The 545-nt window shown below is 51.9% G+C and carries 1 protein-coding gene; it reads right to left on the reverse strand.

Annotated features, from left to right (window positions below):
- On the reverse strand, nucleotides 1-398 hold a 398-nt coding region (locus tag GV827_RS23275; protein WP_164356730.1), incomplete at its 3' end, for a hypothetical protein.
- Nucleotides 399-545 lie beyond the last annotated feature (147 nt).

Consider the following 545-nt stretch of genomic DNA (forward strand, 5'->3'; position numbering starts at 1 on the left):
AACCCCACCCCGTTCAGCAGTATCTCAACTTCTCGCGGATCATCCATATCGTAGCCTGTCAAACTCAGTACAAGGTCTTCAGTCGTGCCCGTAAACCCAGCCCGGATCAGCCCATCTGAATCACTTGTACCATTGAAGTTCCTCCCGTAACTCCCCGTCTCCAGAGCACCAAGAACAAGATCAAAATCAACGGCTACACCCGGTTCAAGCAATAATTCCGTAATCCCCCAGGTATAGTTCGGATTGATATTCCGGAACTCGATGACGTTGTCGCCGACCTGCTGATCCGACGCCAGAATATCAAACTGGAACGTGCCCGTGCCGTTATCCCCGGTCATGCCAAGATACCCCAACCCCACCCCGTTCAGCAGTATCTCAACTTCTCGCGGATCATCCATATCGTAGCCTGTCAAACTCAGTACAAGGTCTTCAGTCGTGCCCGTAAACCCAGCCCGGATCAGCCCATCTGAATCACTTGTACCATTGAAGTTCCTCCCGTAACTCCCCGTCTCCAGAGCACCAAGAACAAGATCAAAATCAACGGC

The sequence above is a fragment of the Sulfitobacter sediminilitoris genome (assembly GCF_010667575.1).
Classification (GTDB): domain Bacteria; phylum Pseudomonadota; class Alphaproteobacteria; order Rhodobacterales; family Rhodobacteraceae; genus Sulfitobacter; species Sulfitobacter sediminilitoris.